The sequence below is a fragment of the Prevotella sp. HMSC073D09 genome (assembly GCF_001814145.1).
GTDB classification, from domain to species: domain Bacteria; phylum Bacteroidota; class Bacteroidia; order Bacteroidales; family Bacteroidaceae; genus Prevotella; species Prevotella conceptionensis.
In genome coordinates, this window is sequence record NZ_KV815131.1 from 91,120 (window position 1) to 96,968 (window position 5,849).

Annotated in this window: 4 protein-coding genes; all 4 read right to left on the minus strand. The window is 50.1% G+C overall.

All coding sequences use genetic code 11. From position 1 onward, the window contains the following. Positions 1 to 989 precede the first annotated feature (989 nt). On the minus strand, positions 990 to 2,081 hold the full coding sequence (locus HMPREF2955_RS13245; RefSeq protein WP_070723908.1) for an ABC transporter permease: 1,092 nt from the start codon (positions 2,079 to 2,081) through the stop codon (positions 990 to 992). A gap of 218 nt (positions 2,082 to 2,299) precedes the next feature. After that, positions 2,300 to 3,403, minus strand: a complete 1,104-nt coding sequence (locus HMPREF2955_RS13250; RefSeq protein ID WP_083317737.1) for an ABC transporter permease — start codon at positions 3,401 to 3,403, stop codon at positions 2,300 to 2,302. Beyond that, positions 3,400 to 4,860: an ATP-binding cassette domain-containing protein gene (locus HMPREF2955_RS13255; RefSeq protein ID WP_070723909.1), complete on the minus strand. Its 1,461-nt coding sequence runs from the start codon at positions 4,858 to 4,860 to the stop codon at positions 3,400 to 3,402. Before HMPREF2955_RS13255 ends, HMPREF2955_RS13250 begins: the two co-directional genes overlap by 4 nt. Further along, positions 4,857 to 5,750, minus strand: a complete 894-nt coding sequence (locus HMPREF2955_RS13260) for an HlyD family secretion protein (RefSeq protein WP_070723910.1) — start codon at positions 5,748 to 5,750, stop codon at positions 4,857 to 4,859. The genes HMPREF2955_RS13255 and HMPREF2955_RS13260 overlap by 4 nt, the downstream gene beginning before the upstream one ends. Between the last annotated feature and the right edge of the window lie 99 nt (positions 5,751 to 5,849).

The window sequence follows — 5,849 nt, forward strand, 5'->3', positions numbered from 1 at the left end:
TTTGATGCAAAAAGGGGTTAGCATGTGAATGCAGTGAAATGAATATTTATTTAAAAAAGTCGCCATTTTCACCAACTTTTGGGCTATTTGTAGCAAAATTTAGTGCGTTTTGGTGCAAAATAGCGTGCGTTTTGATGCTAAACGCCTTGCGTTTTGGTGCTAAATGCAGTGCGTTTTGGTGCTAAACGCAAGGTAAAATGGTGCAAAATGCAGTGCAAAATACAGCTAAACGCAAGGCAAAAAAGCATAAACATCCACTGCAAATGTATAAACAAAACCTTTAAGAACCATGAAAAACTGGGCCAAAAAGGGCGAAATGGTCGTTAAAAAGTGGGGTTTTGGGGTCTAAATGTGGGTTTTTGGGCTGCAAAAATCATGGGTTGACAACCAATCTAGAAAGGCAAAATGGTGCAAAATGCAGGTAGTTTTCTTAAAATCGAACATGTTGTAAGGCGTGAAAGGCTAGAAATGGGGGCGATTTACCTACTTTATGGCCTATATTTTCGCTAGAACAGCGCGAAAATTAGAATGGTATTGTAAAATAAAAGATAATGATTTAAGATTTGAGTTGATGAGCTTGTGGGTTTTCCAGTTTGTAAGTTGATGTGTTCGGGAATTGTTGGTCTTTCGTGAGTTTATAAGCCGCGGTGGTTTGATTTGTCCTGCACTTCGTGTATGAGAAGGGTGTTTATCTTGTGTTGGCATCACAGAGAGAACAAACGCCTCTTAATGTATAGAAACATTAAAGGTCAAGACGACTTCAGTGTTGAACCATGAAACGTACCGTATAAAGCCACTTGTACGTTGACTACAAACAAGCGGTAGGCACGCTACAAGTTGTCGGTAGTGTTAATACGGCTTGTTTGTAGTCACACTACAAAAGGTTTGTCGTGCAGCGATGTCATAAAAAGTGGGTGGTGAGAATGGGGAAATACGTTGCGAAGAGCTTGCCGACGTGGAACAAGGACCTTGCAAATGCCCCTTTACACCTAGCTGTTCTTCTTATAACTCCACACTGCCCATACGCTCATGATGGTGGCCATTACGGCGAGGATGGCGAGTTGGGTAGTTAGTCCGCTTAGCGCAGTTCCGCGAATGAATACCGAACGAGCGGCGTCGATACAGTGGCGCACGGGCACAATCCATGTAAGTGTTTGTGCCCAAGTGGGCATGCTGCGTACAGGCGTGAACAAGCCACTGAGCAATGTCATACAAACCATGATGAACCACATTACGAGCATGGCCTGCTGCATGGTGTCGCTGTAATTGCTGACGATAAGTCCGATGCTGCTAAATATTACGGCTAACAGCACCATAAATAGGTAGAGCAAGGCCACGTTACCCACGGGCGTGATGCCATAAATGGCCCATGCAAGCAGCAAACAAAGGGTATAGATGACGAAACCAAAGACCCAGTAGGGTATGAGTTTGGCCAAAATAAACTGCGTTTTGCCCACGGGCGTTACGTTTATCTGCTCGATGGTGCCCGCCTCTTTCTCGCCTACGATGTTAAGTGCAGGCAGAAAGCCGCAAACCATGATCATCACCATAGCCATAAGTGCCGGAATCATGTTCACCTTATAGCTCTCGTGGCGGTTGTATAGGGTGTTTGAGGTTATGGTTTGCTGATGGGGCGAGGGTAGGGGACGGTTGTTTAGGCTTGTGCTTGTAACGATGTTGGCTAGGTAGACGCTGCCCAAGCCGCCCTTGGTGCCGTTTGTGGCGTTGGCGGCAACAAACACTTGCGGACTTTTACCCAGCGTTAGTTCTCGTTCAAAGTGCTGTGGGATAACCATTACCACGTCTGTCTGTCCCCTTTCCACGCTTGCTATGGCCTCTTTATACGATGAGGCCATGCCGTTGAAGTGGAAATAGGTGGAGTGCTCTACCTTGCTAACGATTTGGCGCGATAGGGTTGAGCGGTCGTTATCTACGATGCTCACCGTTATGTTGCGCACTTCCATCGTGGTAATCCATGGTGCAATGCCCATGATAAAGATGGGATAGAACACCACAAGTCGCATAACAAAGGCGTTGCGGCGTATCTGTAGCCATTCTTTTTGTAGGAGAGATTTGAACATAGTTAAGGAGTTAAAGGCCTCACCCCCGACCACTCTCCAAGGGGAGAGGGGAGTGAAATGCCTTGTTGGTGGATTGTATTATTGTATAAGTCGGCCTTGTGCTTGCCCCGCATATTACACTCCTTTCACCTCGCTTGATAAGGAAAGAAGGTGTGTTGGCCTTGAAGTTGCCTTGCATATTACTCCCCTCTCCCCTTGGAGAGGGGTCGGGGGTGAGGCTACTCAAGCCTAATATTAAACTTCTTCAATGCTATACCCAGTATCAACGCTGCCATTGCAGCGAGTATCATCAGTTCTTTTATCACCATATCTAGCCCCACGCCCATAATCATTAGTTTGCGAATGGCAGCGATGAACCATCGTGCGGGAATGATACATGTTAACCATTGCAGCACCTGTGGCATGCTTTCGATGGGATATATCATGCCCGATAGCAGGATGCTGGGCATCAACATCACCATACCCGATATGAGCAGGGCCTGCAATTGGGTGCTGGCCAACACGCTGATGAGCAGGCCTATGCACAGGGCCAGGAAGATGTAGAGCAGACAGAGGACGAAAATGGCGGATAGGTTGCCTGAAAGTGGTACGCCCAAAACGAAATGTGAGATGCCTAAGATGACGCCCAAGATGGCAATAGACAACAGAAAATAGGGCACAGCCTTGGCAATGAGCATCAGTAAGGGACGTGCTGGCGACACAAGAAGTACCTCCATCGTGCCACGTTCTTTCTCGCGAACGATGCTTACCGAGGTCATCATGGCGCAGATAAGCAAGAGCAACATGCCCATGATGCCCGGAACAAAGTTGTAAGCACTTTTCAGTTGCGGGTTGTATAGCAGTCGGGTGGTCACCATTGGCGTGCTGCCGATGCTTACTTTGCCCCCTTGTTGCAGGGCTTGGACAATGATTTGCGAGGCGTATGCGGCTTGCAAACTCGACATATTGGGGTCGGTGCCATCGGTAATAAGCTGTATGCGCGCGCCGCCATCGTAGCGATGGTCGGCAAAACGGGGCGAGAACACCACGGCAAGGTCGGCTTTTTGGTCGCGAATAAGTTGTTTGGCCTTCTCAACTGTGGGTGCGTTGTAGGTGTGAACGAAGTATTCGGATACGTCGAGCCGCTCTACAATCTGCTGTGCAGCATTGTCCCAGGGCGTAGTGACAGCCACGAGGCGCACGTTTCGCACGTCTGTAGAGATGGCAAAGCCAAAGAGCAACATCATCACCAGCGGCATGCCGAAGAGTATGAGCATGGTGCGGCGGTCGCGTAAGATGTGTCGTACCTCCTTGTTGACGAATGAAAAGAAGGTCTTCATCATTCACTCCTTTCTGCATTACGGGCAAGGAGGGTGAACACCTCGCCCAAATTGTCTTTTGCGTATTGGCGTTTCAGCTGTTCGGGCGTGTCTAATGCGCGTATCTTTCCATCCACCATGATAGACAAACGGTCGCAATATTCTGCCTCGTCCATATAGTGTGTGGTTACGAATACGGTGATGCCACCCTGCGCCGCCTCGTAAATCAGTTCCCAAAACTGGCGTCGGGTGTTGCCGTCTACGCCGCCCGTGGGTTCGTCTAAGAACACAACTTCGGGCCGATGCAGTATGCTTACCGAGAAGGCTAGCTTTTGTTTAAAGCCCAAGGGGAGGGTCTTTACTAGTCGGTTGGCCTCGTTTTGCAAGGTCAGTCGGTTGAGCAGCTGTTCGGTTTTGCGTTTGATGTCGGCCGAACTCATGCCGTAGATGCCGCCAAAGAGGCGGATGTTCTCTGTAACGGTGAGGTCTTCGTAGAGCGAGAAACGCTGACTCATGTAGCCGATGCGCCGTTTGATGGCCTCGTGTTGCGTGCTAACGTCTAGTCCGGCCACGGTAGCCTTGCCGCCCGAAGGCTGACTAAGGCCCGAAAGAATGCGCATGGCAGTGGTTTTACCTGCACCATTGGCACCGAGAAAGCCGAATATTTCGCCCCTGCGAACATCGAACGAAATGTCGTCTACGGCATTAAACGTACCGAAGGTCTTTACCAAATGGCTCACGTGGATAATGGTTTCGGCTTGGCCCAGGTTGCGTGTGGCGTTGTCGGTGGTGGGATTTTTCGTTGCCTCGCACACCTTATTAATATATAAGGTGTGTGTGGGTGGCGTGTGGAGAGATTGTGGCAGGGGTGGCGTGGTAATCTCGTCGCACCGTTTTATCTCCTCTTGGTAGGGCGTAGAAACAAGGATGGTGATGCCTTGTTGTTTCAAACGGGCAAGCATATCCCAAAACTCGGTGCGCGAAACAGGGTCGACACCAGTGGTTGGTTCGTCTAATAGCAGCACGCTGGGTTGGTGAATAAGTGCACAACTAAGGGCTAGCTTCTGCTTCATACCGCCCGATAGCGCGCCAGCTCGTCGCCGTTTAAAGGGCTCTATCTGTCCATATATATCCTTCACGTTATGATAACCAGCCTCAATGGTTGTACCGAAGAGGGTGGCGAAGAAACGTAGGTTCTCTTCAACGGTAAGGTCTTGATACAGGCTAAACCGTCCTGGCATGTAGCCTACACGTTGACGAATGTCTTTTAGCCCGCTCACCACGTCGTAACCATCTACCGATGCCGTGCCGCTGTCGGGCAAGACCAATGTCGCAAGGATGCGAAACATCGAGGTTTTGCCTGTTCCGTCGGGGCCGATAAGTCCGTGCAGCGACCCTTTGGCCACGCTAAACGAGAAATCCTTCAAGGCTTGTACCTCGCCGTAGCTTTTGCAGATGTTGTTTACTTCGATGGCGTTCATAACTTCATTTCTCCATACATGCCAATCTTGATGTAGCCATTGTTCTTCACACTGACCTTTACGGCGTACACTTGGTCGGCCCTTTCGTCGTCGGTAAGAATGCTTTTGGGTGTAAATTCGGCCTTTGGCGAAATCCATGTAATGGTTCCTTCGTAGGCATGTCGGGTGTCGTTGCCATAGTCGGCGAACACCTTTACGCGCTGTCCCAGGCGCACTTTGGCCAGTTGGGTGGATGTAACGTAGGCGCGGAGGGTCATGTTACGGATGTCGGCCACTTTGAAAAGCGGTCGGCCGATGGCTGTAAATTCGCCTTGCTCGGCGTATTTCTCCAATACCGTACCCGTTATTGGCGACTTGATGTGGCATTTTTCCAATTGGTTCATCACCTCGTAGCGTTGAATGTCGGCACCGCTCATCTGGCTGTTAAGGCTGCGCGTGCTGTTTTGCAGCAGAGATATTTGCCCCTGCAGTTGCTTTTGCAGCACGGCCACGGCGTTTTCGGCGTCGTCTAGTTGCTTGCTGGTGGCTGCACCTTCTTTCAGCAAGGCTTGTGTGCGACGTTGCTCAACAAGGGCCTTGCTGATTTGTTGTTTGGTGACGGCAATCTGTGCTTGGATGTCGGGACGTTGGTTAGCGAAGACCTCGCGTGTGGCTCCCACCTGCCTAGCCTTTAATTGTAGCTGCACGGTATCGATGAGTCCTACCTGCTGTCCTGCCGTAAGCGTTGAGCCTTCACTGATGTCGAAGGCCATCAGTCGCCCTGTTCCTTCGGCCGAAACCGTAACTTCGGTCGCCTCGAAGATGCCCGTGGCATCGTATTCTTTTTCGTTTCCGCCGCAGGCTACTATTAATAGTGCGAGTGCGGCAAGAGTTATTGATTGATGTTTCATATTAATTGTGTTGTTTTCAGGCCTAGCAATCCCCCAGCAACTGGCCTCACAGCAACCCCTAACTGGCCTCACCCCCAGCCCCTCTCCAAAGGGAGAGGG